Below are 25,814 nucleotides of genomic sequence, written 5' to 3'. Positions count from 1 at the left end.
GACACTAGCGCTCCCGCAGATACCGTCCCGCGTCGGCGAACGCGCGTGCTCGACGCGTCAGCGTGGGTGGCGCAGCGGGTTCGCCTCGCCACAGGCGGTAGAGCGTGCTCATGCTGAGGATGAGTCGCTCGGGCGAATCCCAGTGCGCGTAATGGCCGAATTCGGGTGATTTGAGCAGGTTCAGGGCGGCCTCGGTGGAGCCGAGGCCCGCGTCGAAGCACGCTCGTCCGGCCTCGGCCACCCAGGTCCAGTAGCTGCGCACGGCGCGTATTTCGTCGGTGCCGCACAGGGGTCCGTGGCCGGGGACGTACACGTCGGCGTCGAGTTCGAGGAGGTGGTCGAGGGCGTCGATCCAGTTCTGCAGCGGGCCGTGCCAGAGCACCGGGGTGGCGTCGATGAAGAGCAGGTCGCCCGCGAACACGACCCCCACGTCCGAGAGGTGCGCGATGACATCGCCTTCGGTGTGCGCCGGACCGAGGTAGCGCAGGTGCACCGATCGTCCTGCGACATCGATGGTTTCGGTGGTTTCGAAGGTGTGATCAGGCAGGCGGGGCAGCGCCGACGGAAACAGCGCATCGCCGCGAACACGGTTCATGTAGGAGCCCATGGCACCGATCGGTCCCGGCACCCAGCCGACTGCCTTGCCGAAGGACGCGAATGCGGATACTCCCTTCGGCGGGGTCTCCTCCTTCATCGCGTGCAGCGACGCCGCACTGGCGGTGATCCGTGCGGAGGCGGGCACGCTGTCGTTTCCCCACCAGTGATCACCGTCCGAATGCGTGTTGAGGACCTCGGTGATCGGTGCGGCGGCAACCAACTCGGCGGTGTCGGCGGCAACCCTGTCGGCCCAGTTCACGTCCCAGACGGTGTCGATCAGCATCGACGCCGAGCCGGGTGCCACGACGAGCCCGGTGTTGGTCTGACCCCAACTGCCCGGTGGACGCATGAAGGCCCAGGTGTCGTCGGCGATCTGCTGGTATCCCACCTCGGTGTTTCGCACTGCCACAGGCTATCCGCTGAGCATCTCTTGCAGTCGACCATTCCACTGGCGCTCCGGAAAACATCGACCCAATACTTCCAGCATGATGGGAACAGCGGTGGAGGCGCCGGGCGATGCGCCGAGCACGGCGGCGATGGAGCCGTCCTGCGACGCGATCACCTCCGTGCCGAAACGCAATTGCCCGTTCACGACGATCTGGGCGCGCTGTCCGGCGGGGACCACGGACCAGTCCGACGGATCGGCATTCGGTACGAATTGGCGCAACGCAGCGATCTTCTTGGCTCGGGTGGCCGTCAATTCCGACAGCAGCAGACCTATCAACGGCGTGTTGTTGCCTGCCATCGACAGGAGTGACCCGATGTTGTGCCGGTCGATCGACGCCGGGAAGTCGAGCCACGATCCATGTTTCAGAAACCGAGGATTCGCGCCGGCGTACGGCCCGAAGAGTATGGACCGCCGCCCGTCGACGATGCGGGTGTCGAGATGGGGCACCGACATCGGAGGCGCTCCGATGGGCGGAGTTCCGTAGACCTTCGCGTCGTGTCTGTCGACCACCTCGGGCCGATCACAACGCAAGAACTGCCCGCTGATTGGTAGTAGTCCGTAACCGCGGGCCTCTGGAATCCCTGCTGTGCGCAACAGCTTCAGAGCCCACCCACCGGCACCGACAAACACGAAGCGCGCGCGCTCGATCGATCGGCCACCGCGCACTCGCAGGGACCAGGATCCGTCCCGTTCCTGACTCATCCCGGTCACCTCCCGCCCGGTCTCCACGCGCGCACCACGTCCACTCATGTCCCCCAGCAACTGCCGCGTCAGTGCACCGAAGTCGACGTCGGTTCCGGTCGCATCTCGGGTGGCGGCCCAGTCGCCTGTTCGTCCCGCCGACACGAGCGGTGCCCACTCGTCCAGTACCGCAGCATCTTCGGTGTACTCCATGGCTCGAAACAGCGGATGCGCGGTCAACGCTCGATGCCTGGCCTGCAGCGATCGAACGTTCTCCGCCCCCTGCACCAGGGTCATGTGCGGCACCGAACGTACGAAGCTGGTGTCGGCCAGCGTCGACCAGAAGCGTCGCGTCACGGCGAACTGCTCGGCGATCGCGACGGCCCGGTCGATATCGACGGAGCCGTCGACTCTCTCCGTCGTGTAGTTGGTTTCGCACAGGCCGGCGTGGCCGGTCCCGGCATTGTTCCACCCGTCGGAGGCTTCCATCGCTACCTCGGGCAATCGTTCGAGGACCCGAATCGACCAGGTCGGCTCCACACGTTGCAGCAGCGTGCCGAGCGTCGCGCTCATCACCCCACCGCCGACGAGGATGACGTCATCCATCGTGCACCCCTCTCTCGTACTAAGTACAAGTCACGCTAACACCGACTCGTACGCCTGTATAGTTCTGCCGGTGCCTCGCTTGACCAGGACTGCCGTCGTCGACGCCGCGCTCGAAGTCGCGTACCGACGCGGACTCGACTCGCTCACCATCCGCAAGATCGCCACCGAACTCGGTGTCTCTCCCATGGCGATCTACTGGCATGTGAAGAACAAGGACGAACTGCTCGACGCCATGGGCGACCGCGTCTGCCAGGATCTCGAAATCACCGTCGATCCCACGGCAACGTGGTGGGAACAACTGCGCACCGTGCTCGAGGACTTCATGCGAGCCTTGCGCGCACATCCCGGAGCAGCGACCATCGTCGTTCCACGAATGCTGTTCTCCCCCAACAGCAGAGCGGCAATGGAGCTCAGCCTGAAAGTTCTCGGTGAGGCCGGCTTCTCCCTGTCCGACGCCACCCAGCTGGCCCGTCACGGCGTTCGAGTCGCCATTTCGTTGATCACGGAGCCGCTGTTCACGGGTGTCGAAGTCGAGCCGGAGCGGCGGGCACACGTCGAACACGAGGTGGCGGAAACGATGGACTCCCTCCATCCCGACGAGTTTCCCAATATCCTCGCCGCAGCCTCGTACCTGAGCGACGTCAGCGCGCGGACGGCGTTCGAGAAGCTCGGGCTGGACACCTACATCGCCGGTGTCAGGGCGCTGGCCGAGGAGACTGACGTTTCGTCCTGATTACTCGCATCGTCGTGTACATCTTGTCGGGTGGCAAAGTCTCGTCCGTGGGTGCAGGCTTTGCAGAACCGAAATAGTCGACGCTAGGGGTTGTGATGACGGTGCCTGTCCTGCAGAACTACATCGACGGGGCATTCGTGACGCCCTCGGGTACCGAGATGCTCGATGTCGTCAGTCCGGTGGACGAGTCGGTGGTCGCTCGAGCCCCGATTTCCGATGCTGCCGATGTCGATGCCGCAATGTCGGCTGCCGCCAAAGCTTTCGAGACCTGGGGCAAGACGACTCCGAGTGAGCGGCAGAAAGTACTGCTGAAGCTCGCCGATGCCATCGAGGCCCACAGCGACGAGATCGTCGAGGCGCAGAGTCGTAACACCGGTCAGCCGAAGGCCACCATCGCCGCCGAGGAAGTCACCGTCGGAGCAGATCAGATTCGGTTCTTCGCCGGGGCTGCACGGATGCTCGAAGGCAAGTCGGCCGGCGAGTACATGGACGGGTTCACCTCGTACGTACGCCGCGAGCCGATCGGCGTCGTGGGGCAGGTGACTCCATGGAACTACCCGTTCATGATGGCGATCTGGAAGATCGGGCCTGCCCTCGCGGCCGGCAACACCGTCGTTCTCAAGCCGAGCGACACCACCCCCGAGAGCACCCTGGTGCTGGCAAAATTGTCGAAGGGCATCGTCCCCGACGGCGTGCTGAACATCGTGCTCGGCAACGGCGGCACCGGCGCAGCCATCGTCGAACACAAGACGCCCGGCCTGGTCTCGATCACCGGTTCGGTGCGGGCAGGCATCGCCGTCGCCGTCGCCGCTGCCAAGCAGCTCAAGCGCGCGCACCTCGAACTGGGCGGCAAGGCACCGGCCATCGTGTTCGACGACGTCGACATCACCAAGGCCGCCGACGGCATCGCCGAGGCCGCGTTCTTCAACGCCGGCCAGGACTGCACGGCGGTCACTCGCGTGTTGGTACACGAGTCGGTACACGACTCGCTCGTCGACGCACTCGTCGCCAAGGCGAAGACACTGAAGGTCGGATTGCCCGACGACCCCGACACCTTCCTCGGCCCGCTGAACAACGTCAACCACTTCGGTCAGGTCAGCTCCAAGGTCGACGGTATCGGCGCACACGCCACCATCGTCACCGGCGGAAAGCGCATCGGCGACAAGGGATTCTTCTACGAGCCCACGATCATCACGGGCGTGCAGCAATCCGATCCCATCGTGCAGGAGGAGACGTTCGGCCCGGTGCTGACGGTGCAGAAGTTCTCCGACGAGGCAGAGGCGATCGAACTTGCCAACGACGTCGACTTCGGTCTCGCGTCGAGCGTCTGGACGTCCGATCATGCTCGCACGCTTCGCATTTCGGCGGCTCTGGACTTCGGCGCCGTCTGGGTCAACTGCCACATCCCGTTGGTGGCCGAGATGCCGCACGGCGGCTTCAAGTACTCCGGTTACGGCAAGGACCTCTCGGCCTACGGCGTGGACGATTACACCCGCATCAAGCACGTGATGAGCTCGACGGAGACCATCGCATGACACTCCATCCCCTGGACCCACTCTCGAGCGACGAGTTCTCTACCGTCGCCGAGGTTCTGGGCCGGGAACACGGTGTCGGCGACGGGTGGCGATTCGCCTCGATCGAGATGATCGAACCGTCCAAGTCCGAGGTCGCCGCGTTCGATGCGGACGGTACCGTCCCCGCCCGTCGCGCAGTCTCGGTGGTGTTGAACCGCGCCGAGAACAGCACGTTCAAGGCCGTGGTGTCACTGGACAACAGGAGCACCGAATCCTGGACCCACATCCCGGACGTGCAGCCCAACTTCACCGTCGACGAGTGGGAAGAGGCCGACGCGGCGCTGCGTGCACACCCCGATGTGATTGCCGCGCTTGCCGATCGCGGGATCACCGATCTCGATCTGGTGTTCATGGACACCTGGACGTACGGCGAGGCGGTGACGCCCGAGAAGTACAAGGGTCGACGCCTGGGCTGGTCCGACACGTGGGTCAAAGCCGCAGAGGGTGCCAATCCGTACGCGGGGCCGGTGGGCGGCTTCCACTGCGTCATCGACGCCAACACGATGGAACTGCTCGAAATCGAGGACACCTACCGCGTCGAGCGGCCGGAGATCATGGGCGAGTATGTACCCCGCCATATTCCGGAGCGCATCCGCAACGCCAGCAGCCGTCCGCCGCTGAAGCCACTCGAGATCACCCAGCCGGACGGCCCGTCGTTCGAGCTGGACGGCAACAAGCTGACGTGGCAGAACTGGTCGCTGCGTGTGGGGTTCAACTACCGCGAGGGCATGACGCTGCACGCGGTCACCTACGACGACAACGGGAACACGCGATCCGTCGCGAACCGAATGTCGTTCGCGGAGATGGTCGTTCCGTATCGTGACCACACCGAGGACCACTATCGGCGCACCGCATTCGACATCGGCGAGTGGGGCCTGGGCTTCATGACCACCTCGCTCGAGCTCGGCTGCGATTGCCTCGGTGAGATCCGGTACCTCGATGCCGTGCTGCACAACAGCAAAGGCGAGCCGTACACGATCACCAACGCGATCTGCATCCACGAGGAAGACAACGCGGTGCTGTGGAAGCACGTCGATCACGACGCCGGGGCAGAGGTGCGTCGGATGCGCCGTCTCACCGTCAGCTTCCACGCCACCGTCGCCAACTACGAGTATCTCGTCTACTGGCGCTTCTATCAGGACGGCAACATCGAGTGCGAGGTGCGCGCCACCGGCATCATGGTCGTCACCCACTTCGAGGAGGGCGGCACCCATCCGTCGGGCACGCTGATCGACAATCGCACGTATGCGCCGTACCACCAGCACTTCCTGGTCGCCCGGCTCGATCTGGACATCGACGGCACCGAGAACACCGTCTATTCCAGCCAGACCCAGATGGTTCCGATGGGTCCCGACAATCCGTACGGTCTGGCCCTGACGCAAGTGAACACCCCGCTCACCACCGAGTCCGAGGGCAAGCAGGACTACGACTGGAACACGCAGAAGGCGTGGAAGGTGGTCAACGACAACGTCACCAACGGTCTCGGCACCCGGCCCGCGTACAAGTTGGTGCCCGGCTCGGCGATTCCGGCGATGTTCGACCCGGCCTCGCCGATCTTCCAGCGTTCCCAGGTGATCGGTCACACCGTGTGGGTCACGCCCAATTCACCCGACGAGCGTTGGCCCAGTGGCGAGTTCGTCAATCAGAGTGGCGTCGACCATGGCCTCCCCGAGTGGACCGAGAAAAACCGTTCGATCGAGAACACCGATGTGGTGGTCTGGTACACCTTCGGCATCCATCACATCACCAGGCCCGAGGACTGGCCGGTGATGCCGTCCGACACCGTCTCGTTCTGGCTCAAGCCTTTCGGCTTCTTCGACCGCAACCCCTCGCTCGACGTCGCACCATCGGAGCCGAAGCACTGCCACACCGATCCCGGCAGCACCTGTCACTGACTGGCGCGACCTGACGGCAGCGAGGACCGACAACGAAGCGAAGCGGCGCGTAGCTCACCTGAGCTACGCGCCGCTTCGCTGTGTTGAAATGACCGGGCCTTGCGTCCCGCCTAGGAGCTGTGTCCGGCCTACGAACTACGTCGGACCTCGAACTGCTCGCCGACGACAGCAGTCTGCGATTCGGTGACGCAATCCAGGCGTCCGTCCAGACGCAGCGAGACGTTGTACTCACCCGGCTTGAGCGCGAACGTGGTGATGGAGATGCTTGTCGCGTTGTCTTCCACGACGACGCGTGGGCTCAGCGACAGCATGCCGTTGTGCAGGACCTCGCATACCTGACCCGGAAAAACGTTGTCCACATCGACGGTGATGGTTCTGGGGCCGCCCAGAACCTCGATCGTGGGAGTGCTCGACCCTACGAGTCTGAGGTAGCTCTTTTCTCTGCGCACGGTCTCGACTTCCCTGTTTGCATGCTCCACCGGAGGGTGGACGCCCGACACGGTCTCGTTGGTACTTCGTGGCGCGACGGAGGACGGATTGGTATTACACGTCGTCATCGCCGTCCACCCGAGCCTCCCTTTACATCGAACGTGCATCCGTCCGCGTTACCGAAACCGCCGCCGAACAGCACCCCTACAGCCGCAACACCGGGAAATCGCGATGTCATCGGTCAGAACATACCCTCCGGCCTGCAAATCTGCGAAACGGAGACGGTCCAACCGAAGCCTTTACGCATCCTTGCACCCTGTAACAGATCGTGCGACACATTCGAGACCCAATTCATTCGTCCGTATCGAAAGCCCGCTGCTCGGCCAGCTCCGCAGCATGCTCGGCCTTTCGCTGCCGGAGCTGATGCATCTTCACACCCACGACTACGGCAGCCAGGCCCACGGGTGCACCTATTGCGGCTCCGATCGCGACAGACCCGAGGTCACCGCCACCGTAATGAGCAAGCAGACGAATCATTGCGCCGCCGCCGGTGAGAAAAAGCAGCACGCCCGCCAATGCGATTCGAGCGCGCCGGAGTTCCTGCGAGGTGTACATGTCGATCCCCCGCGCGCGGGCGTATGCCAACACCACGTTCGCGACGGCCGTCAGAGCCACGAAGATTCCCAATGCCACCCAGGCCCCGGTGACACCCGCCGCGAAGGGCAGTACAGCGCCGGCGATCATTCCGATCCACAGCAGGGACTGAAATCCGACGGCCGAGGCCTCGTTCCAGATGTCGCGTTGCAATTCGTCGGCGTAGAAGTCGTCGTCCAGGTCTCCCACGAAGCGGGCAGCTTTGGTGAATGCGCTCATGTTCGTTTCCCTTCGTCGTCGCCGAACAGTGTTTCGACTGTCGTGTCGAGTGCTCGGGCCAGTCGCAGTGCCAGGTACACGCTCGGTGCGTAGTCGCCGCCCTCGACGGAGACGATGCTCTGCCGGCTGACTCCGCAGATGGTGCCGAGTTCGGCCTGCGTGATGCGTGCCTGTTTGCGATGCGCGCGAACGTTGTTGGATCCGGGCATGACAAAAAGTCAACTCTGCTTGTCATGAAATGTCAAGCAGTCTTGTCATTCGCTCGCCTTTACCTACTCGTAACGCGAGAAACAGACTCGTCACCGCAGAAAATACCAACGCAATAAGTTGCCTTTACTGTTCGCAATCGCGAATACATCTCCGTATACACACTTTCCGAAAGGGCCGTAGATGCCTGCTGTCTCGAAGCGCATGTCCGTCAAGCGCGTCATGGTCGTTCCCGCAGCACTGGCTGCATTGAGCCTGGTTGCCACTGCCTGCGGTAGCAAGGCGAGCGACACCACCACCGCCGAGGGCGGTGGAGGCTCGTCCACCTCGTGTGTGGACACCTCCGGTGACACCATCAAGGTCGGCTCGCTCAACTCCCTGTCCGGCACGATGGCGATCAGCGAAGTGACAGTGCGTGATTCGATCGCACTGGCCGTCGAGCAGATCAACGCGGCCGGTGGCGTCAACGGAAAGCAGATCGAGGTCGTCGCAGAGGACGGCGCATCCGAGCCGACCGTGTTCGCCGAGAAGGCCGAGAAACTCATCAGCAGCGACTGTGTCGCAGCAGTTTTCGGTGGCTGGACGTCATCGTCGCGCAAGGCGATGCTGCCGGTGTTCGAGGACAACGACGCTCTCCTCTACTACCCCGTGCAGTACGAGGGCCTCGAGGCGTCGAAGAACATCTTCTACACCGGAGCCACCACCAACCAGCAGATCATCCCGGCCCTGGACTACCTGAAGGAGAAGGGCGTCAAGTCCCTCTACCTGGTGGGCAGCGACTACGTGTTCCCGCAGACCGCCAATCGCGAGATCAAGGCGTATGCGGCCGCCAACGGTATCGAGATCAAGGGCGAGGACTACACCCCGCTCGGTTCGACGGACTTCTCCACCATCGTCAACAAGGTCCGCTCCGCCGACGCCGATGCCGTGTTCAACACGCTCAACGGTGATTCCAACGTCGCATTCTTCCGTGAATACACCAACGCCGGCCTCAAAGCTGCTGACATGCCGGTCATCTCGGTGTCCATCGCCGAGGAAGAGGTGGCGGGCATCGGAGCCGCGAACATCGCGGGCCAGCTGACTGCCTGGAACTACTACCAGACCGTCGACAGCCCGGAGAACACCAAGTTCGTCGCCGACTACAAGGCGAAGTACGGTGCCGACAAGCCCACCTCGGACCCCATGGAAGCCGCGTACACCTCGGTATACCTGTGGAAGAACACCGTCGAGAAGGCAAATTCGTTCGCGGTGGCCGACATTCAGGCCGCAGCCGACGGTGTCAGCTTCGCCGCTCCCGAGGGCGAGGTCGTCATCGACGGCGACAACCACCACATCTCCAAAACTGCCCGCATCGGCGAGATCCGGCCCGACGGCTTGATCTACACGGTGTGGGAGTCCCCCGAGGCCATCGCTCCCGACCCGTTCCTCGAGACCTACGACTGGGCCTCCGACCTCAACTGACCACCACCCATGTGAGTGGAACTTCGTAGCCTGCTACGAGAATCCACTCACATGCTCCGAAGGAGCTCCCCCATGGACGTCGTGATCGGACAGTTGTTCACCGGCCTGTCGATCGGATCCATTCTCTTGCTCGCCGCCCTCGGGCTCTCACTGACGTTCGGTCAGATGGGCGTCATCAACATGGCACACGGCGAGTTCATCATGGCCGGCTCGTACACGGCTTACGTAGTGCAGCAGATCGTCTCGACCGGCGGCGCATCACTGTTCATCTCGCTCATCGTCGGCTTCCTCGTCGGCGGCGCAATGGGTGTGCTGCTCGAGGTGACGCTGATCCAGCGCATGTACCACCGTCCACTGGACACCCTGCTCGTCACGTTCGGCGTCGGGCTCATCCTGCAGCAGCTCGCTCGCGACATCTTCGGTGCCCCGGCGGTCAACGTCGTCTCGCCGGAATGGCTGAGCGGCGGCGTCGACATCCTCGGTGCCGTGGTGCCCAAGACCCGAATCTTCATTCTCGTGCTAGCGGTCGTCGCCGTTGTCGCACTGTCGATCGCGCTGAAGAAGACCGCAATGGGTCGACGCATCCGCGCGGTGGTGCAGAACCGCGATCTCGCGGAAACCTCGGGCATCTCGAGCCGCCGGACCGACATCTCGACGTTCTTCCTCGGCTCCGGTTTGGCGGGTGTCGCGGGCGTGGCACTGACTCTGATCGGATCCACGAGTTCGACTGTGGGACAGAGTTATCTGATCGACGCCTTCCTGGTGGTCGTCGTCGGTGGACTCGGCCAGATCAAGGGCGCGGTGATCGCCGCCTTCGCCCTCGGGATTCTCAACTCGTTCATCGAATACAGCACGACGGCCTCGATCGCGAAGGTCATCGTCTTCGTCCTCATCGTGATCTTCCTGCAGGCCCGCCCGCAGGGCTTGTTCGCCGTCAAGACAAGGAGCCTGGTATGAGCGAGTTCATCGCCAAGCGCGGCGCTCTGCTGGGTTTCGCGCTCGCCGCAATCCTGTTGTTCGCTGTGGCGCCCGCTGTCCTCAGCGACTTCCGGTTGAATCTGCTGGGCAAGTTCATCTGCTACGCAATCGTGGCTGTCGGTATCGGATTGGCTTGGGGCCGAGGCGGAATGCTCACCCTCGGCCAGGGTGTCTTCTTCGGCATCGGTGCCTACATCATGGCCATGCATCTGAAGATCTCCGACGCCGATCTGCGCGGCGACGCGGTACCGGACTTCATGTCCATCGCCGGTATCCGTGAATTGCCCTCGTACTGGCTGCCGTTCACCTCGCCCATCACGACGATCCTGGGCATCCTGTTCGTGCCGGCGCTGGTGGCGTTGGTGCTCGGCCTAGGCGTGTTCAAGCGTCGCGTCAAGGGCGCGTACTTCGCGATCCTCAGTCAGGCACTGGCCGCCGCCTTCGCGATCCTGCTCATCGGACAGCAGACCACCGGTGGATCCAACGGGCTCAACAGGTTCCGCACGTTCTTCGGGTTCAACCTCAACGACCCGGCCAACAAGCAGATGCTGTTCTTCATCGCTGCCGGCGTACTGCTCGTCGTCGTCGCCATCACCCGCCAGCTGATGTACTCGCGCTACGGCGAACTACTGGTCGCCGTCCGCGATCAGGAAGAGCGAGTGCGCTTCCTCGGCTACGACCCGGCGAACGTCAAGATCGTCGCGTACGTCGCCGCAGCGTTCTTCGCCGGTCTCGCCGGTGCGCTGTTCGTCCCGATCGTCGGCATCATCTCCCCCAACGACGTCGGCATCGTTCCGTCCATCGCGTTTCTCATCGGCGTCGCCATCGGCGGCCGCACCACCCTGCTCGGCCCGGTTCTCGGCGCGCTCGGAGTCGCGTGGGCGCAGACCACGCTGTCCGAGCAGTTCCCGTCCGGTTGGACGTATGCGCAAGGTCTGCTGTTCGTCGTGGTCGTCGGATTCTTCCCCGCCGGCATCGCCGGACTCTTCGCACTGCGCAAGCGAAAGAAAGAGCCCGAATCGGTCCCCGAGGCCAGCGCGGAACCAGAGAAAGAGCTCGCACGATGATCCATGTCGAAGGCCCGCAGCCCACGTTCGGCGGCAACGCCGGCATGTCCAGTCAGTACCTCGAAGTCCGCGATCTGACAGTCAGTTTCGACGGCTTCAAGGCCAACACCAACGTCGATCTGACGCTGATGCAGGGCGATCTTCGCTTCCTCATCGGCCCGAACGGAGCCGGCAAGACCACGCTGATCGACGCCATCACCGGTCTCGTTCCGGCCACCGGCTCGGTCACCAAGTCCGGAGTGGAACTGCTGGGCAAGAAGGTGCATCAGATCGCGCGCCTCGGCATCGGCCGAACCTTCCAGACCGCCAGCATCTTCGAGAATCTGACGGTGCTGCAGAACCTGGACATCGCCGCCGGATCCGGACGATCGGTGCTGACGATGCTGCGCCGTCGGGCATCGGTTCTGCCCCAGATCGAGGAGGCCCTCGAGACGATCGGTCTGACGGCCCAGAGAGACAAGGCCGCAGGAATTCTCGCGCACGGCCAGAAGCAGTGGCTCGAGATCGGAATGTTGTTGGTGCAGAACGCCGATGTGCTTCTGCTCGACGAGCCGGTCGCCGGCATGAGCCACGAGGAACGTGAGGAGACGGGCCAGCTGCTGCAACGCATCGGCGGTGAACGGACCGTGGTGGTGGTCGAGCACGACATGGACTTCATGCGGATGTTCGCGACCTCGGTGACAGTGCTGGCGGCCGGACGCGTTCTGGCCGAGGGCACCGTGGCCGAGGTGCAGGCCGATCCGAAGGTTCAGCAGGTCTACCTCGGCACCGCCGCGGCGGGCGAGGAACTCGAGCACATCGCAGAAGAGGGAGCCGATCATGCTTGAACTGGTCGACGTCAGAACAGGTTACGGCCGCAGCGAGGTCGTTCACGGTGCGTCGCTGACGGTTCCGGCCGACGGTGTCGCGGCGGTGATGGGCCACAACGGTGCGGGCAAGACGACGCTGCTGCGCGCGGCGGTCGGGCTGTTGAAAGTGAACTCTGGCAAGGTCATGTTCGACGGTGAGGACGTCAGTGCGTTGCGGCCCAGCGCCCGCGTCGCCCGGGGTCTGGCGTACGTGCCACAGGGCCAGCAGTCGTTCGGTCAGTTGACGACAGCGGAGAACCTGCAGGTGGTGGCCGACGGGCGCAAGCGCGGCAAGGCACTGATCGACGAGGCACTCGACCTCTTTCCGGCGCTGAAGGAATTGCTGAATCGCAGAGCCGGCCTGCTGTCCGGCGGCCAGCGCCAACAGCTCGCCATCGCAAGAGCCTTGATCACCGAACCGCGGATGCTGATTCTCGACGAGCCGACCGAGGGCATTCAGCCGTCGGTCGTCGCCGAGATCGAGCGCACCGTCATCGAGCTCACCCGCCGCGGCGGTCTCGGAGTTCTGTTGGTGGAGCAGCACATTGGCTTCGCATTGGAATCTGCCCAGAAGTACTACATTCTCGAGGCCGGCCGGATCACGTCCACCGGTGTGGGCGGATCCGATTCCGAGGCCGACGTGCGCGCAGCCATGGCGATCTGACCGGGCGTATCGTGCCGCGCAAGGACCTTCGCGAGAAGGTCTATTCGTCACTGCGCCGGGATCTGATCTCCGGTGCGATCGGCTCCACGGAACGGCTCGGCGAGGAGCGTCTCGCCGAGCTGTACGGCGTCTCGCGCACTCCTGTGCGGGAGGCGCTGGCACGTCTGCAAGCCGACGGTCTGGTCGTGCGCGACGAGGCCGGTCTGCATCCCTATCGTCCCCGGCTCGGCGATCTACCGGATCTGTACGAACTGCGGTCGACTCTCGAGTCCCGCGGAATCACTCGCTCGACGCCGCAGTCCTTCGATCGGGCTGCCTTGTCGGCGTTGGCGGCGACGTGGGCCGGGTTGCGTGCGCACCCACCGGAGACCACCGACGACATGGTCGCCATGGACGAGCAGTTCCATGTCGCGTTGTCGGCCGCGTCGGGCAATGCGGCTCTGACCGAGGCCCTGTGCGCCGTCAACGCCAAGGTGCGGCCCGTGCGCATTCTCGGTGGTCTCGACGCCTCGGCCGTGGTCTCGGCGATCGATGAACATCTCGCGATCGTCGAGCGCCTACTGGCCGGGCAGCTGGACACGGCGCTGGATATGCTTGTTGCACATATCGATTCGTCCCGCGACCGAGTGGTCGAGCGCGCCCGTCAGGCCGCGGCACTGGCCGGCGCGGTCCGAATCTGACGCGTCAGTTGGCATCCGACAAGATTCGGTCGATGTCGTCGAGCACGGTTTGTCCGCCCATGGGCCCGACGCCGGTGATCCAGTACGACAGGTCCACCGCATGCGGATTGGGCAGTGTCGCAGCGTTAGCGGTGATCGACGCCGGGATGGCGGCGGGGTCCGACGGGTTGTCGGCGGTGACGACGATCAGGTCCGCTGCCGCCTGAGCCGCGAGCTCGGGCGAGAGGTCGACCGAGATCTCGTCGGCCCATTCCGGCCGCGGCGGGGTGGTGAATCCGGCGCATTCGAGCGTGCTTCCGGCGAACGACGACGGCCCGTACAGGGTCAGCTCACCACTTCGCGGCCTGATCAGTTGCGCTGTTTTCCCGGCGGTGTCGTGCTTTTCGGCGATCTGGGCGCACCGGTCGTCGTATGCGGTGAGCAGTTCCTCGGCCTTCGCCTCCTTGCCGAGAACGCGCCCGACGAATCGGACACTGTCGCGCCACGGATCGGACTGGGAGGCGATGAACACCGTCGGCGCGATGGCGGAGAGTTGGTCGTAGTACTGCGCGTGCCGAGTCTCCGTCCCGAGAATGAGGTCGGGTTGCGCGGCAGCAATGTCCTCGATGGTCGGTTCGGCCACCGTGCCGACGGTCGCGATGTCGGCCGCTTCCGTACCGAGATAGGGCGGCACACCGGCGGTTTCGCTGAGCACCGCCGTGCCGACGGGCACGATGCCGAGCGCGACCGTGGTGTCGAGTTCCACCGGTTCCAGGGTGACGACCCGTAGAGGATTGTCGGGAACGTCGATCGAGCCTCGAACGGTCTCGACCGTTCGAGTCGCTTCGCCGGCGGACCCGTCGGCGGTATCGGCCGACGAGCATGCCGTCGCTCCTGCCGCCACCGCGAGCGCGGTGATGGCCAACGCTGTCAGACCGAGCTTGAACTGCACCACTTCGAGGGACCTCCGGGTAGAACAATGCGAGACACAAAAGAGGTTAGCCTACCCTGCAAGGCGTTGCGAACCGCGTCCCCGGACGGCGGAGCTACCAGTCGGTAGGATGTGATCGTGACCACTCCTCGCATTCCGTCCGGTACCGCCCGCACTCTCGGCCCCGTCAACTGGGTCATCTGCAAGGTCATCGCCAAAGGCGCGGGAGTACCCAACCCCCACCTGTTCACCACTCTCGGTCGAACCGGTGGCCTGTACCGGGCGTGGCTGTTCTACAGCGGCCATCTGATGCCGGGCGGAAAGATCTCCCGCAAGGAATCGGAAATGGTGATTCTCCGGGTGGCGCACCTGCGCGAATCGGCATACGAGATGGACCACCACATCCGCCTGGGCCGTCGAGCCGGCATCGACCGAGACCTGCTCGAGCTGATCATGACCGGCCCGCACGCCCCTGGGCTGTCGACTCGCTACCGCACCATCCTCACTGCCGTCGACGAGCTGATCGAGACCAAGACGCTCACCGACGCCACGTGGTCCGAACTGGCGACCCAGTTCGACGAACGTCGCCTCATCGAATTCGTCTTACTGGTCACCCAATACGACGGGCTGGCAACCACATTGGGCACCCTCCGCGTCGAACGCGACTACGGCGACCGGCCACCACGACGATGAAAGAGACACCCGAGACTGCACTGCGCCGCGCTCTGGCGATGATCGAACCGGAGTCGGTGCGCACGAGCGCCCGGATCGACGGCGGCTACGTCGAACTCATGGGCGACGCCAAAGCCCCCAATCCCACGATGGCCAGCCGAGCGATGAACAACCGCGGTGTCGCGGCGATCTACGAGAACATGTGGCGCCCGTTCGGAGTATCGATGATGGGCATCGGCGGGCTGCCCATGTCCGCCGAACGCGCCAAGGCCGTCGCCGATCTGCGGCTACGCGGGCCGCAGCGAGTCCTGGACGTCGCCTGCGGCCCCGGCAACTTCACCAGGTTCCTGTCGGAGCAGCTGACCGAGGACGGTATCGCCGTCGGCTTCGATATCTCCGAGGCCATGATCGCTCGCGCAGTGCGCGACAATCGGGGGCCGCGTGCGGCGTACGTTCGCGGCGATGCGGCCGAACTCCCGTACGCCGACGCGACATTCGACGCCGTATGCTGTTATGCCGCACTGTATCTCGTGCCACATCCACTGCAGGTGGTCGACGAGCTCATCCGCGTCCTGCGACCGGGTGGACGCATCGCCATCATGACCAGCTGTCAACTGGGCCTGGCACCGCTGCGTACCGTCGTCGGCCTGGGATCTGCCGCCGTCGGGGTACGCATGTTCCCGAAGGGGCAGTTCACCGAGATGTTCGCCGCTGCGGGCATGACCGACATCGAGCAGGACATCCGCGGTCTCGCCCAATTCGTCAGTGCCACCAAGAATTAGCGCTACCGACCCTGCTGTACCCCCGGCAATGCGAGACCTGACCGTGGTCAAGAACGAACCGGAAGGGCTTTTTACTGATACTTTGGCAAACAGACCGATCAGACTGGGAGCCACACAGTGACACACGCACCGGACCGTACTCGTATCGAGTTTCCCGATATCTCTTCTCGCACTTGGGAACACCCTTCGGACCGAGCAGCCTTGGTCACTCTTCGCACCCTCAAGGGCTTCGACACGGTGCTGCGAACGCTGTCCGGACTGCTGCGCGAGAGACAGCACCGCCTGATGTACTTGGCCACCGCGGTGCGCGTCGACGAACGCCAGTTCAAGGATCTGAACGATCTTCGAGCCGATTGTGTGCAGATTCTCGGCGCGGAGGAAACTCCGGAGCTGTTCGTGGTTCAGTCGCCGATGGTCAACGCGTTCACCATCGGGATGGATCGACCGTTCATCGTCCTGACCACCGGCATGCTCGACATCATGACCTACGAGGAACAGCGATTCGTGGTCGGCCACGAACTGGGCCACGCCCTGTCCGGCCACGCGGTGTACCGCACCGTTCTCATGCACCTGATGCGCCTCGCCGGCACGGTCGGCTGGGTTCCGGTGGGCGGCTGGGCCTTGCGCGCGGTCATCGCGGGGCTGATGGAATGGCAGCGCAAATCCGAATTATCCGGCGACAGAGCAGGTTTGCTGTGCGGACAGGATGTGCACACCGCGATCAGCGTGCAGCTCAAGTTGGCGGGCGGCGCACGTATCAGCGAAATCGACGTCGACGCCTTCCTCGCTCAGGCCGCCGAGTACGAGGCCAGTGGAGATCTGCGCGACGGCGTGCTCAAGCTGCTCAATCTCGAACTCCTCTCGCACCCGTTCTCGGTGCTGCGAGCTGCGGAACTGAAGAAGTGGGTCGACACCGGCGAGTACGCGGCGGTCCTTCGTGGCGACTACCCACGCCGGTCCACCGACCACGAGGCCAAGGTGTCGGAGGAGTTCCGTAACGCGGCCCGCACGTACAAGAACAACTTCGACACGTCGGAGGACCCGCTGATCAAGACGGTCCGCGACATCGGCAGCGGCTTCACCGGTGCCGTCGACGCCGTCGGCAACGGAATCGGCGACGTGGCGTCGGACATCAAGGGCAGGTTCGATCACTGGCGAAAGTCCTAGCACCCGACAGCAGTCCTAGCACCCGACAACGAAGCGAACGGCGGCGACCACCGAGGTGGTCGCCGCCGTTCGTCGTTCTACAGCAGAGATCAGAAGTTGATCATGTGGCCTGCGAGGCCGTGGATCGCTTCCTGCAGTGCCTCCGACAGCGTCGGGTGCGTGTGGACGTTGCGGGCCAGCTCGTTGACCGTCAGGTCCCACTTCTGGGCCAGGGTCAGCTCCGGCAGCAGCTCCGAGACGTCGGGGCCGATGAGGTGGCCACCGAGCAGCTCACCGTGCTCGGTGTCGGCGATGAGTTTGACGAAGCCCGTTGCGTCGCCGAGGCCGTGTGCCTTGCCGTTGGCGGCGAACGGGAAGTTCGCGACCTTGATGTCGGATCCACGAGCCTGCGCTTCTTCGCGGGCCTGGTCCTCGGTGAGACCGAAGCTGGCGACCTGCGGCTGGCAGAACGTGGCGCGCGGCATCATGCGGTAGTCGTCGATCGGCAATGTCTCTGCGCCGCCGATGGTTTCGGCAGCCACCACGGCCTGCGCCTCCGCCACGTGGGCGAGCTGGAGCTTGGCGGTGACATCGCCGATGGCGTAGATGTGCGGGACGTTGGTCTGCATCGTGTTCGTGATGCCGATGGCACCGCGATCGGTGAGCTCGACACCGGTCTTCTCGAGACCGAAGCCCTCGACGCGAGGAGCGAATCCGACGGACTGCATCACTTTGTCGACGGTGAAGGTCTCGCTCTCACCGGACTTGTTGTGCTTGATCTCGACGGTGACCTTGGAGCCGTCGTCGTCGATGCTCTGCACACCTGCGCCGGTGATGACCTTGACGCCGAGCTTCTTGTACTGCTTCTCGATCTCCTTCGAGACGTCCTTGTCCTCGTTGGGGAGCGCGCGATCGAGGAACTCGACGATGGTGACGTCGACTCCGTAGTTCTTCAGGACGTACCCGAATTCCATACCGATGGCACCTGCGCCGACGATGAGGATCGAGCCCGGCAGATCCTTGGTCATGATCTGCTCTTCGTACGTGACGACGTTCTTGCTGAGCTCGGTTCCCGGGAGCAGCTTGGTGGTGCTGCCGGTCGCGATGATCGCGTTGTCGAACGTGATCGTCTCGGTGCCGCCCTTGGACAGTTCGACCTCGATGGTGTTGGCATCGGTGAACGTGCCCTGGCCGTCGTACTCGGGGATCTTGTTCTTCTTCATCAAGAAGTGGATGCCCTTGACGCGTCCGTCCGCGACCTTGCGGCTGCGGTCGAATGCTGCGCCGAAGTCGAAGGATGCTTCACCCGAGATACCGAACAGCTTGGCCTCCTTGGTGAAGAGGTGCGCCAGCTCGGCGTTACGGAGAAGCGCCTTCGAGGGGATGCAGCCCACGTTCAGGCACACACCGCCCCAATACTTCTTCTCGATGATGGCAGTGCTGAGTCCGAGTTGTGCCGCGCGGATAGCAGCGACGTACCCACCGGGACCGGCTCCGAGGACAACGACGTCATAGTGTGAGGTCACGAGTCCCCAGCGTAGTCGTGCCCTCCGACACTGTCTCGACCTGGTCTTCGTTACCAGCCGGTAGCCTCGCACGCGTCCTGCACCCGACCGCACGTGTGCTGCTAGAACTGTGCCATGGCTTTCTCGGACGACCCGTACCTCTGGCTCGAAGACGTCACCGGCGACGACGCACTCGCGTGGGTACGCGAGAAGAACGAGGTGACGATCCAGGCGCTGGCAGGCGAGCGTTTCGACGCCACCGTGGCGGGTGTACGCGAGATTCTCGACACCGATGCGCGGATCCCGTACGCACGCAGGCGCGGGCAGTTCCTCTACAACTTCTGGCGCGACGCCGAGCACATCCGCGGGGTGTGGCGGCGCACCACGATGGACGAGTACCGCACGGACGAACCCGCATGGGACGTCCTGCTCGATCTCGATGCCCTGGCCGCCGACGAGGGCGAGAACTGGGTGTGGGGCGGCGCTCAGGTACTGCGCCCCGACCAGCTGCGCGCTCTGGTGACGCTGTCCCGAGGCGGTGCCGACGCGACGGTGGTACGCGAGTTCGATCTCGACTCCCGCACGTTCCGCGCTGCGGAGGACGGCGGTTTCACGCTGCCCGAGGCCAAGACCGACATCGGCTGGATCGACGCCGACACCGTGTTCGTCGGCACCGATTTCGGACCGGGGTCCCTGACCGAATCCGGCTATCCGCGGATCACCAAGAGATGGCACCGAGGCACCCCGCTCGCCGACGCGGAGACCGTCTACGAGGGCGAATCCCAGGACATCTCGATCTCCGCGTGGCACGACCGCACGCCGGGATTCGAGCGCGACTTCGTGCAGCGGTCCACCGACTTCTACAACTCCGAGACCTACGTGCTCGACGGTACGGCGGTGACCCGCATTCCGACGCCGACGGACGCATCGACGTCGGTCCACGAGAACTGGCTGCTGGTTCGGACGATGACCGAGTGGACCTACGACGGTGTCACCCATCCGGCGGGCGCTCTGCTCGCGGCCGACTTCGACGAATTCATGAGCGGCACAGCATCTCTGACGGTTCTGTTCACTCCCGACGAGCACACATCCCTGCATCAGTACGCCTGGACCGAGAATCATCTGCTGCTGGTGACGCTGCAGGATGTCCGCACTCGTCTGCATGTGCTCACCCCTCGTGCGCGTTTTGCGTACCTGGAGGGGCGCAAAACGCGCACGACGGAGTGGGATACGACCACCGTCGACGGGTTGTCGGAGTTGGCGTCGACCGAGATCATCGGTACGGACGCCGAGGAGAACGGGGACGAGTTCTTCCTCGGCTCCTCGGGTTACCTCACCCCGGCGACGCTGCTGGTCGGCACGGTCGGCGGCGCGCTGGAGGTACTGAAGCAGGCTCCCGCTTTCTTCGACGCGGACGGCATGACGGTGGAGCAGTTCTTCGCGGAGTCGGACGACGGCACTGCGATCCCCTACTTCGTCGTCCGACGCGGCGACGCAGGCCCCGGCCCGACACTGCTGTACGGCTACGGCGGCTTCGAGATCTCGATGACGCCCGGCTACAGCGGAGCAATGGGTCGAACGTGGCTCGAACGCGGCGGCACCTACGTCGTTGCCAACATCCGCGGCGGCGGCGAGTACGGACCGTCCTGGCACACCCAGGTATTGCGAGCGGGCCGGCATCTGGTCCACGAGGACTTCGCCGCGGTCGCCCGCGACCTGGTGGCCCGAGGGATCACCACCGCCGATCGCTTGGCCGCCCAGGGCGGCAGCAACGGTGGCCTGCTGATGGGCATCATGGAAACGAAGTACCCGGAACTGTTCGGGGCGTTGGTATGTCAGGTCCCGCTACTGGACATGAAGCGGTACCACCTGTTGCTCGCGGGAGCGTCCTGGGTGGCCGAGTACGGGAACCCCGACGACCCCGCCGAATGGGAGTTCATCTCGCAGTACTCCCCGTACCAGAACGTCGTGGCCGCGTCCGAGCGGAAGTACCCACCGATACTCATCGCCACGTCCACCCGAGACGATCGAGTCCATCCCGGTCACGCCCGCAAGATGGCTGCGCGGCTGGCCGAGCTCGGTCAGGACGTGAGCTACTACGAGAACATCGAGGGCGGCCACGGCGGGGCGTCGGACAATGCGCAGCTGGCTTTCAAGACCGCACTGACGTACGAGTTCCTGTGGCGGCACCTCGAGAGCCGGTGATGTCAGTCGGCCAGAGCCTGCTCGAACATCGGCCAGGAATTGTGGAGATCGTCCTGCCAGTATCCCCAGGAGTGCGTCCCGCGTTCCCGTAGCTCGAAATGGGCTGGGATGTCCAGCTTTTCGAGCGCGCTCTTCAGTCGACGGGTGCAGTCGCCGGTGGCGACCTCGATGGCACCGCCCACCACCATCTGGTTCAGCAGCACGAAACCGGGGCCGTTGGGGTTGGTTCCGTCGAAGGTGTCCGATGCCCCCGCCAGGCCACTGCCGTTGGAGATGTACAGCGCGGTGCCGCGCAGCTTGTCGGCGTTGACGACAGCGTCGTTGTGCACCCAGTCGGGGTCGCCGTCCGGGCCCCACATGTTCTTCACGTCGGTTCCGAGCGCCATCGATACGACGGTCTTGACGTACGCGCGGCCCAACGGATCGGTGGTCGAGGCGCAGCCGCTGTAGGAGCCGACCGCCCGGAAGAGACCGGGGTTGTGTGCCGCCAGATTGAGCACCGACGTCGCAGCCATCGAGATTCCGGCAATGACGTTGCGGCCGTTGGTCTTCAGCAGTTGGTCGACGAGTGGAGGCAGTTCACGGGTCAGGAAGGTCTCCCACTTGTTGCGGCCGAGCACGCGATCGTCTCGCTGCCAGTCCGTGTAGTAGGAATTGGCCCCGCCGACGGGTGTGACCACATTGACGTTCTTGTCCGCGAAGAACGACACGACATCGGTCTGGGTGTACCAGTCCATACCGTCCACCCCACCGCCCGCGCCGTTGAGCAGATACACGGTGGGGCTCGGCTTCGCACGGTCCGGCGAGCGGAGAATCTTCAGCGGGATGGTCCGCTCCATCGCGGCCGAATGCACGAACGCCGTCATGGCGACGGCGTCGGTCTCCTCCGTTCGCACCACGTACGACGTCGACGCGTCGGGCGCGGCGAGGGCCGTGCCCTGCGCGGCCGACGCAGCGATACACGCGGCCACGAGCACAGCCCTACCGATCCGACGAGCTGTAGCCCCCAGGCCGTTCATACACGTGCTCGCTATCTTCGGCAGAACAGAAGTTGAGTCACTAGCGTTGTACACCAGAACGGGCGCGGAGTTGGAACTTATCGCATGAATTAGTCCAAACGACCGTATCGTTCGGCACGGGGTTGTGTCAGCGGTGCATCCACCGCTCGACCAGGTCGGCCACCGCGGTGGGATTGCGGATCCACCCGTTGTGGCCCAGCGGCTCGTCGATGTGTTCGGTGGTGATGTCGGCGTTGGCAAGCTTGGCCGTCAGATTCTCCATCGAACCCTTGGGTGCCAGATCGTCGCCCTCGATGGTCACTGCCAGCACCGGTAGGGTCAGCCGGCCCATCCGTTCCTCGTAGTCGATGTCGGCACCGGCCGGCTCGATCGAGCCCGTTCGGGCGAACCTCGACCAGTCGTCGATCAACACTCGTGATTGACGGCCGAATCCGCCGACCCCGATGCGGTCCCCCGGCCAGAATCCGGCGATGTTGCTGGTGATCGCCATCGCCGCCGCGCCGAAGTAGAGCGGGACCCCGCGAGTGGTGCCGAAACCGCGGTGGTACGGCGACCCGGATGCCACCAGGATCAAGCCACCGAGCCTGCCTCGAATTCGGGCGGCGTACATCGCGCCCAGTTGTCCGCCCATACTGTGGCCCAGCAGATACGGGGTTGCGGCGGGGAACTGCTCGCGTACCACCTCGAAGATCGCCGGAAAGTCGACCGAAACCAGTTCCTGATATCCGTACCTGCTCGACGAACTCGGCTTCGGCTTACTGTCCCCCTGGCCCCGAAGATCGCCGATCGCAGCATGGAATCCGCGGGCGACGAGCGCTTCGGCGAACAGCCGGTAGTAGCCCCCGGGGATGCCGAGACCCGGGAGAACGACGATGACGGGCGCATCGTCTCGGCCCTCACTCGGAAACAGCGTCACCGGCACCGTCGAACCGTCGGGCATCTGAATCGGAACCGTCTGCATCGGCCCACCCTATGACGGGTGCGACCGCACCTTCCCCAGGGCACTACCTCACAGGATGATCGGGTGGTAGCTACCGGTCGACCAGCTGAACCAGAACAGTTGACTGTTGATGAATCCGACTATGGCTTCGAGCATGGCACCACCTCTACTACCGTCGATACCGAGCGCATCGAGGATGAGGTTCAGATCTACCCGGTCGGCGGCGGATCATCGACCGCTGGAGGATATTTCGGTCGACCGAATGACACTTCGAAACCACGAAAACCGGGCCCGACGGTAGTCGGGCCCGGCTTCGGGGTCGCGCTTCAGCTGGGGAGCGTGCCGGGGATGTTGACGACCGAACCTGTTCCTTCGGAGCTGCCGACAGCGAGCAACTGCAGCAACAGCGAGAGAAATTCCATCAAAACTCCTTCGAGAGAGGGGGATTCGCCGCCGACGCGGCGTCGCGAGCCTTACTGTTCATCGATTCGGCTCCGGTCTGCCGTCCTGGCCGAGGCCTACGGCGCGGAGCCGGGATGTCAGTCGGAGGAAGAACTGATACCCGAGAAGAGCTGGATGAAGATTGCCAAGAGGTCACCGAGTTCAGCGGACATGCGACAGGCTCCTTGTTGTTCGAGGGATGTGCAGATCGAACGTGACGGTCGTCACTCGATTACCTCTGCATGAAGATTTCTACCCGAACGGATAACGTTTCGTACACGCATTGGCATCGAAAAGTCAGAAATCTTGGTGAGCTGTCACAAAACGGTCACGGAGACGAAAAGTCGCGGCCGCCCCCGACAGCGACCGCGACTCGTGGACCGACGAATTACGCGGCGCTACCCGACGTCAGCACGCCGACGATCTGCTCGACGATCGCGTCGACGATGCCGTCGTAGACTCCGGTTGCAATGTCGGTGATGAACTGCGCAGCTGAACCCATGAGAACTCCTGATGCTCGTCTCTTCGTACAGCCGTAGGTAATACGGCCTACCACTTTCCTACCGCAACCATCGGCGCGGTGCACAACGCGGCACGAATTCGCCGCTCGGATACCGAAGCGACGCAGGACGTCCACCGAGCAGACCCCGGTATGTAGCTCAGAATTATTCTCCGAGCACGTCTTTCGCGCGACCGACGAGCAACGGGTCTGTTTCGCCCACGATCTCGGAGTCCTTGTTGGCGTAGTCGAACTTGTTGAGCACGAACCGCATCGCGTTGATCCGCGCGCGCTTCTTGTCGTTGCTCTTCACCACGGTCCACGGTGCTACGTCGGTATCGGTGGCGCGGAAGTTCTCTTCCTTCGCAGCGGTGTACGCATCCCACTTGTCCAGTGACGCAAGATCCATCGGCGACAGTTTCCACTGCCGTACCGGATCCACCTGCCGGATCGCGAAGCGAGTGCGCTGCTCGTGCTGCGACACCGAGAACCAGAACTTGGTCAAGCTGATGCCCTCGTCCACCAACATCTGCTCGAACAGCGGTGCCTGCCGAACGAACTGTGCATGCTGCTCCTCGGTGCAGAACCCCATCACCCGTTCGACACCGGCACGGTTGTACCAAGACCTGTCGAACATCACAATTTCGCCGGCCGCAGGCAGATGCCCGATGTACCGCTGGAAATACCACTCCGTCGACTCCCGCACCGACGGCTTCTCCAACGCGACGACGCGTGCGCCGCGGGGATTGAGGTGCTCCATGAACCGCTTGATCGTGCCGCCCTTACCGGCGGCGTCGCGACCCTCGAAGATGATGACGTGGCGTCGTCCGGTGTCCTTGGACCACATCTGCAGCTTGAGCAGTTCGATTTGCAGCAGCCGCTTTTCGAGTTCGTACTCCGCGCGGGTCATACGCTCGTCGTAGGGGTAGTTCTCCCGCCACGTGTCGACGACGTGACCGCCCGGGACCGTCAGCAGCACCGGGTCGTCGTCATCGGAGTCGTCGACGACGAACCCCGAAGTATCGGCAAGATCCACGGCGGTCGTGATGTCCCGCACGTCGCTGAGATTCTTGCGTGCAGCCACGCCGTTGCGGAGATCGAAGTCGGTCATGCGCCGAAAGTTAGTGCTCATCGGTGACCGGTCCATGGCGATTCGGTGAACACCGAGCGCAACCGGACGCATCGGACACGCTTCCGGTCTGCAAGGGGGACGGACCGGAAGCGACCGACACATCCGACCGTAATCCTCGCGCCGACAACAGGTCGAGTGTCTGCGTCGTAAAAGTCACCGAACTTGTTCGGCGACCCCTTTCTCGATCGTTCGATTCTCCGGGTCGATATGGGTGAAAGCCCCGATGTGCCCACAGGCGTCGGCGACGCAGACTTCTCACCATGACATTCGAGAGCAATTCCCCCAGAGAATTCACCCTGTCCAACTCGCAGAAGATGATCGGAGGCGTCTGCGGCGGTATAGCCGACTACTTCGGTTGGGACGTCAACCTCGTTCGCGTCGCCACCGTCGCCGGTGCAGTGCTGAGCGGTGGCACAGTCGTGCTGATCTACCTGGCGGCCCTGATGCTGATGCCGCGCCGCCCGTGAGCTCCCGCCACCGCGGAAAGGCCCCGCATCCTCGCCGGTGGAGGAACGGGGCCTTGCCGTCGGACTTCGCGGAATGGGGCCTAGCTGGAGCCGAAGCTACCGGTGCTTCCGCCGAGCAGTCCGTCGAGAAGTTCACCGAGACCATCGGTGAGGCCACCGGTGATGGGTCCGGTGATGCCACCGTCTTCGCCGCCGCCGAGGATGGGCAGGAGGCCGGTGAGGAGATCGAGGAGCATGGGTAAGCCTTTCGAAAGACACGTCGTGGCCCGAGCCGGAGGGTGACCAGGCCACAGGAACATAACGTTCCAGACGCGATCCATTCCATCGTTTCGGACAAAAAGGACCCACCGGCTGT

The 25,814-nt window shown here is 63.9% G+C and carries 25 protein-coding genes; 14 read left to right on the top strand and 11 right to left on the bottom strand.

The genetic code is table 11. The features are described from left to right. Positions 1 to 4 precede the first annotated feature (4 nt). Positions 5 to 1,000, bottom strand: coding sequence for an MBL fold metallo-hydrolase (locus CH281_RS01255; protein WP_256983311.1), 996 nt, complete (start codon positions 998 to 1,000; stop codon positions 5 to 7). A 9-nt stretch (positions 1,001 to 1,009) separates the two neighbouring features. Next, entirely contained in the window at positions 1,010 to 2,332 is a 1,323-nt protein-coding gene (mqo, locus tag CH281_RS01250) for a malate dehydrogenase (quinone) (RefSeq protein ID WP_094692624.1), read from the bottom strand. Positions 2,333 to 2,402: 70 nt separating this feature from the next. Between mqo and CH281_RS01245 the strand changes: the two genes are divergently transcribed. The 3 genes from CH281_RS01245 (at position 2,403) to CH281_RS01235 (ending at position 6,534) form a co-directional block, all read left to right on the top strand. Next, a complete protein-coding gene (locus tag CH281_RS01245; RefSeq protein ID WP_179274073.1) occupies positions 2,403 to 3,065 on the top strand; it encodes a TetR family transcriptional regulator in 663 nt (220 codons plus the stop codon). Between the two features lie 95 nt (positions 3,066 to 3,160). After that, positions 3,161 to 4,600, top strand: coding sequence for a gamma-aminobutyraldehyde dehydrogenase (locus CH281_RS01240; protein ID WP_094652000.1), 1,440 nt, complete (start codon positions 3,161 to 3,163; stop codon positions 4,598 to 4,600). After that, the gene (locus CH281_RS01235; RefSeq protein ID WP_032365170.1) at positions 4,597 to 6,534 is read left to right on the top strand and encodes a primary-amine oxidase; all 1,938 of its coding nucleotides are present in this window, start codon (positions 4,597 to 4,599) and stop codon (positions 6,532 to 6,534) included. The genes CH281_RS01240 and CH281_RS01235 overlap by 4 nt, the downstream gene beginning before the upstream one ends. Positions 6,535 to 6,662: 128 nt before the next feature. On the opposite strand, the gene CH281_RS01230 is transcribed toward CH281_RS01235, so the two are convergent. From CH281_RS01230 to CH281_RS01220, 3 genes are all read right to left on the bottom strand, one after another. Then, the gene (locus CH281_RS01230; protein WP_037219569.1) at positions 6,663 to 7,091 is read right to left on the bottom strand and encodes a hypothetical protein; all 429 of its coding nucleotides are present in this window, start codon (positions 7,089 to 7,091) and stop codon (positions 6,663 to 6,665) included. Between the two features lie 223 nt (positions 7,092 to 7,314). Beyond that, positions 7,315 to 7,836, bottom strand: coding sequence for a hypothetical protein (locus CH281_RS01225; protein ID WP_057472710.1), 522 nt, complete (start codon positions 7,834 to 7,836; stop codon positions 7,315 to 7,317). After that, a complete protein-coding gene (locus CH281_RS01220; protein WP_027498412.1) occupies positions 7,833 to 8,045 on the bottom strand; it encodes a helix-turn-helix transcriptional regulator in 213 nt (70 codons plus the stop codon). The genes CH281_RS01225 and CH281_RS01220 overlap by 4 nt, the downstream gene beginning before the upstream one ends. 181 nt (positions 8,046 to 8,226) lie before the next feature. On the opposite strand from CH281_RS01220, the gene urtA reads away from it, so the two are divergent. From urtA to CH281_RS01190, 6 genes are all read left to right on the top strand, one after another. After that, entirely contained in the window at positions 8,227 to 9,504 is a 1,278-nt protein-coding gene (gene urtA, locus CH281_RS01215; protein WP_032369802.1) for an urea ABC transporter substrate-binding protein, read from the top strand. A 72-nt stretch (positions 9,505 to 9,576) separates the two neighbouring features. Next, positions 9,577 to 10,461, top strand: a complete 885-nt coding sequence (gene urtB, locus CH281_RS01210; RefSeq protein WP_027498414.1) for an urea ABC transporter permease subunit UrtB — start codon at positions 9,577 to 9,579, stop codon at positions 10,459 to 10,461. After that, positions 10,458 to 11,549 (top strand): urea ABC transporter permease subunit UrtC, encoded by a 1,092-nt coding sequence (gene urtC / locus CH281_RS01205; RefSeq protein ID WP_027498415.1) that lies wholly within the window; start codon positions 10,458 to 10,460, stop codon positions 11,547 to 11,549. The genes urtB and urtC overlap by 4 nt, the downstream gene beginning before the upstream one ends. Then, positions 11,546 to 12,376, top strand: a complete 831-nt coding sequence (gene urtD, locus CH281_RS01200; RefSeq protein ID WP_027498416.1) for an urea ABC transporter ATP-binding protein UrtD — start codon at positions 11,546 to 11,548, stop codon at positions 12,374 to 12,376. The genes urtC and urtD overlap by 4 nt, the downstream gene beginning before the upstream one ends. Continuing rightward, complete coding sequence (urtE, locus tag CH281_RS01195; protein WP_032373723.1) at positions 12,369 to 13,061, top strand: urea ABC transporter ATP-binding subunit UrtE; 693 nt, start codon at positions 12,369 to 12,371, stop codon at positions 13,059 to 13,061. Before urtD ends, urtE begins: the two co-directional genes overlap by 8 nt. A gap of 11 nt (positions 13,062 to 13,072) precedes the next feature. Beyond that, positions 13,073 to 13,741: a GntR family transcriptional regulator gene (locus tag CH281_RS01190; protein WP_094692620.1), complete on the top strand. Its 669-nt coding sequence runs from the start codon at positions 13,073 to 13,075 to the stop codon at positions 13,739 to 13,741. Between the two features lie 4 nt (positions 13,742 to 13,745). Here CH281_RS01190 and CH281_RS01185 read toward each other — a convergent pair whose 3' ends face one another. After that, the gene (locus CH281_RS01185; protein WP_094692618.1) at positions 13,746 to 14,675 is read right to left on the bottom strand and encodes an ABC transporter substrate-binding protein; all 930 of its coding nucleotides are present in this window, start codon (positions 14,673 to 14,675) and stop codon (positions 13,746 to 13,748) included. 108 nt (positions 14,676 to 14,783) lie between these two features. Here CH281_RS01185 and CH281_RS01180 point away from each other — a divergent pair, with 108 nt between their 5' ends. The 3 genes from CH281_RS01180 to CH281_RS01170 all read left to right on the top strand — a co-directional run bounded on the left by CH281_RS01180 (position 14,784) and on the right by CH281_RS01170 (position 17,272). Beyond that, complete coding sequence (locus tag CH281_RS01180; RefSeq protein WP_027498420.1) at positions 14,784 to 15,344, top strand: carboxymuconolactone decarboxylase family protein; 561 nt, start codon at positions 14,784 to 14,786, stop codon at positions 15,342 to 15,344. Beyond that, positions 15,341 to 16,105, top strand: a complete 765-nt coding sequence (locus CH281_RS01175; protein WP_256983310.1) for a class I SAM-dependent methyltransferase — start codon at positions 15,341 to 15,343, stop codon at positions 16,103 to 16,105. Before CH281_RS01180 ends, CH281_RS01175 begins: the two co-directional genes overlap by 4 nt. Positions 16,106 to 16,222: 117 nt before the next feature. After that, positions 16,223 to 17,272, top strand: a complete 1,050-nt coding sequence (locus tag CH281_RS01170; RefSeq protein ID WP_032365161.1) for a M48 family metallopeptidase — start codon at positions 16,223 to 16,225, stop codon at positions 17,270 to 17,272. Between the two features lie 89 nt (positions 17,273 to 17,361). On the opposite strand, the gene lpdA is transcribed toward CH281_RS01170, so the two are convergent. Continuing rightward, positions 17,362 to 18,777 carry a dihydrolipoyl dehydrogenase gene (lpdA, locus tag CH281_RS01165; protein ID WP_032365160.1) on the bottom strand — a complete coding sequence of 472 codons (1,416 nt, stop codon included), beginning with the start codon at positions 18,775 to 18,777 and terminating at the stop codon, positions 17,362 to 17,364. 114 nt (positions 18,778 to 18,891) lie between these two features. Between lpdA and CH281_RS01160 the strand changes: the two genes are divergently transcribed. Beyond that, positions 18,892 to 20,961 (top strand): prolyl oligopeptidase family serine peptidase, encoded by a 2,070-nt coding sequence (locus CH281_RS01160; RefSeq protein ID WP_094692616.1) that lies wholly within the window; start codon positions 18,892 to 18,894, stop codon positions 20,959 to 20,961. A 2-nt stretch (positions 20,962 to 20,963) separates the two neighbouring features. On the opposite strand, the gene CH281_RS01155 is transcribed toward CH281_RS01160, so the two are convergent. From CH281_RS01155 to ppk2, 3 genes are all read right to left on the bottom strand, one after another. Further along, positions 20,964 to 21,980 (bottom strand): alpha/beta hydrolase, encoded by a 1,017-nt coding sequence (locus CH281_RS01155; protein ID WP_094692614.1) that lies wholly within the window; start codon positions 21,978 to 21,980, stop codon positions 20,964 to 20,966. A 127-nt stretch (positions 21,981 to 22,107) separates the two neighbouring features. Beyond that, complete coding sequence (locus CH281_RS01150) at positions 22,108 to 22,941, bottom strand: alpha/beta hydrolase family protein (RefSeq protein ID WP_027498426.1); 834 nt, start codon at positions 22,939 to 22,941, stop codon at positions 22,108 to 22,110. 1,085 nt (positions 22,942 to 24,026) lie between these two features. Then, the gene (gene ppk2, locus CH281_RS01145) at positions 24,027 to 24,971 is read right to left on the bottom strand and encodes a polyphosphate kinase 2 (protein WP_045840630.1); all 945 of its coding nucleotides are present in this window, start codon (positions 24,969 to 24,971) and stop codon (positions 24,027 to 24,029) included. A 281-nt stretch (positions 24,972 to 25,252) separates the two neighbouring features. Here ppk2 and CH281_RS01140 point away from each other — a divergent pair, with 281 nt between their 5' ends. Next, complete coding sequence (locus CH281_RS01140) at positions 25,253 to 25,459, top strand: PspC domain-containing protein (protein WP_027498428.1); 207 nt, start codon at positions 25,253 to 25,255, stop codon at positions 25,457 to 25,459. 80 nt (positions 25,460 to 25,539) lie between these two features. On the opposite strand, the gene CH281_RS26705 is transcribed toward CH281_RS01140, so the two are convergent. After that, positions 25,540 to 25,695 (bottom strand): hypothetical protein, encoded by a 156-nt coding sequence (locus CH281_RS26705; RefSeq protein ID WP_155288427.1) that lies wholly within the window; start codon positions 25,693 to 25,695, stop codon positions 25,540 to 25,542. Positions 25,696 to 25,814 lie beyond the last annotated feature (119 nt).

This window comes from Rhodococcus sp. 06-221-2, from assembly GCF_002258365.1.
Lineage (GTDB): Bacteria > Actinomycetota > Actinomycetes > Mycobacteriales > Mycobacteriaceae > Rhodococcoides > Rhodococcoides fascians.
This window is presented reverse-complemented; position numbering and strand designations above follow the sequence as displayed.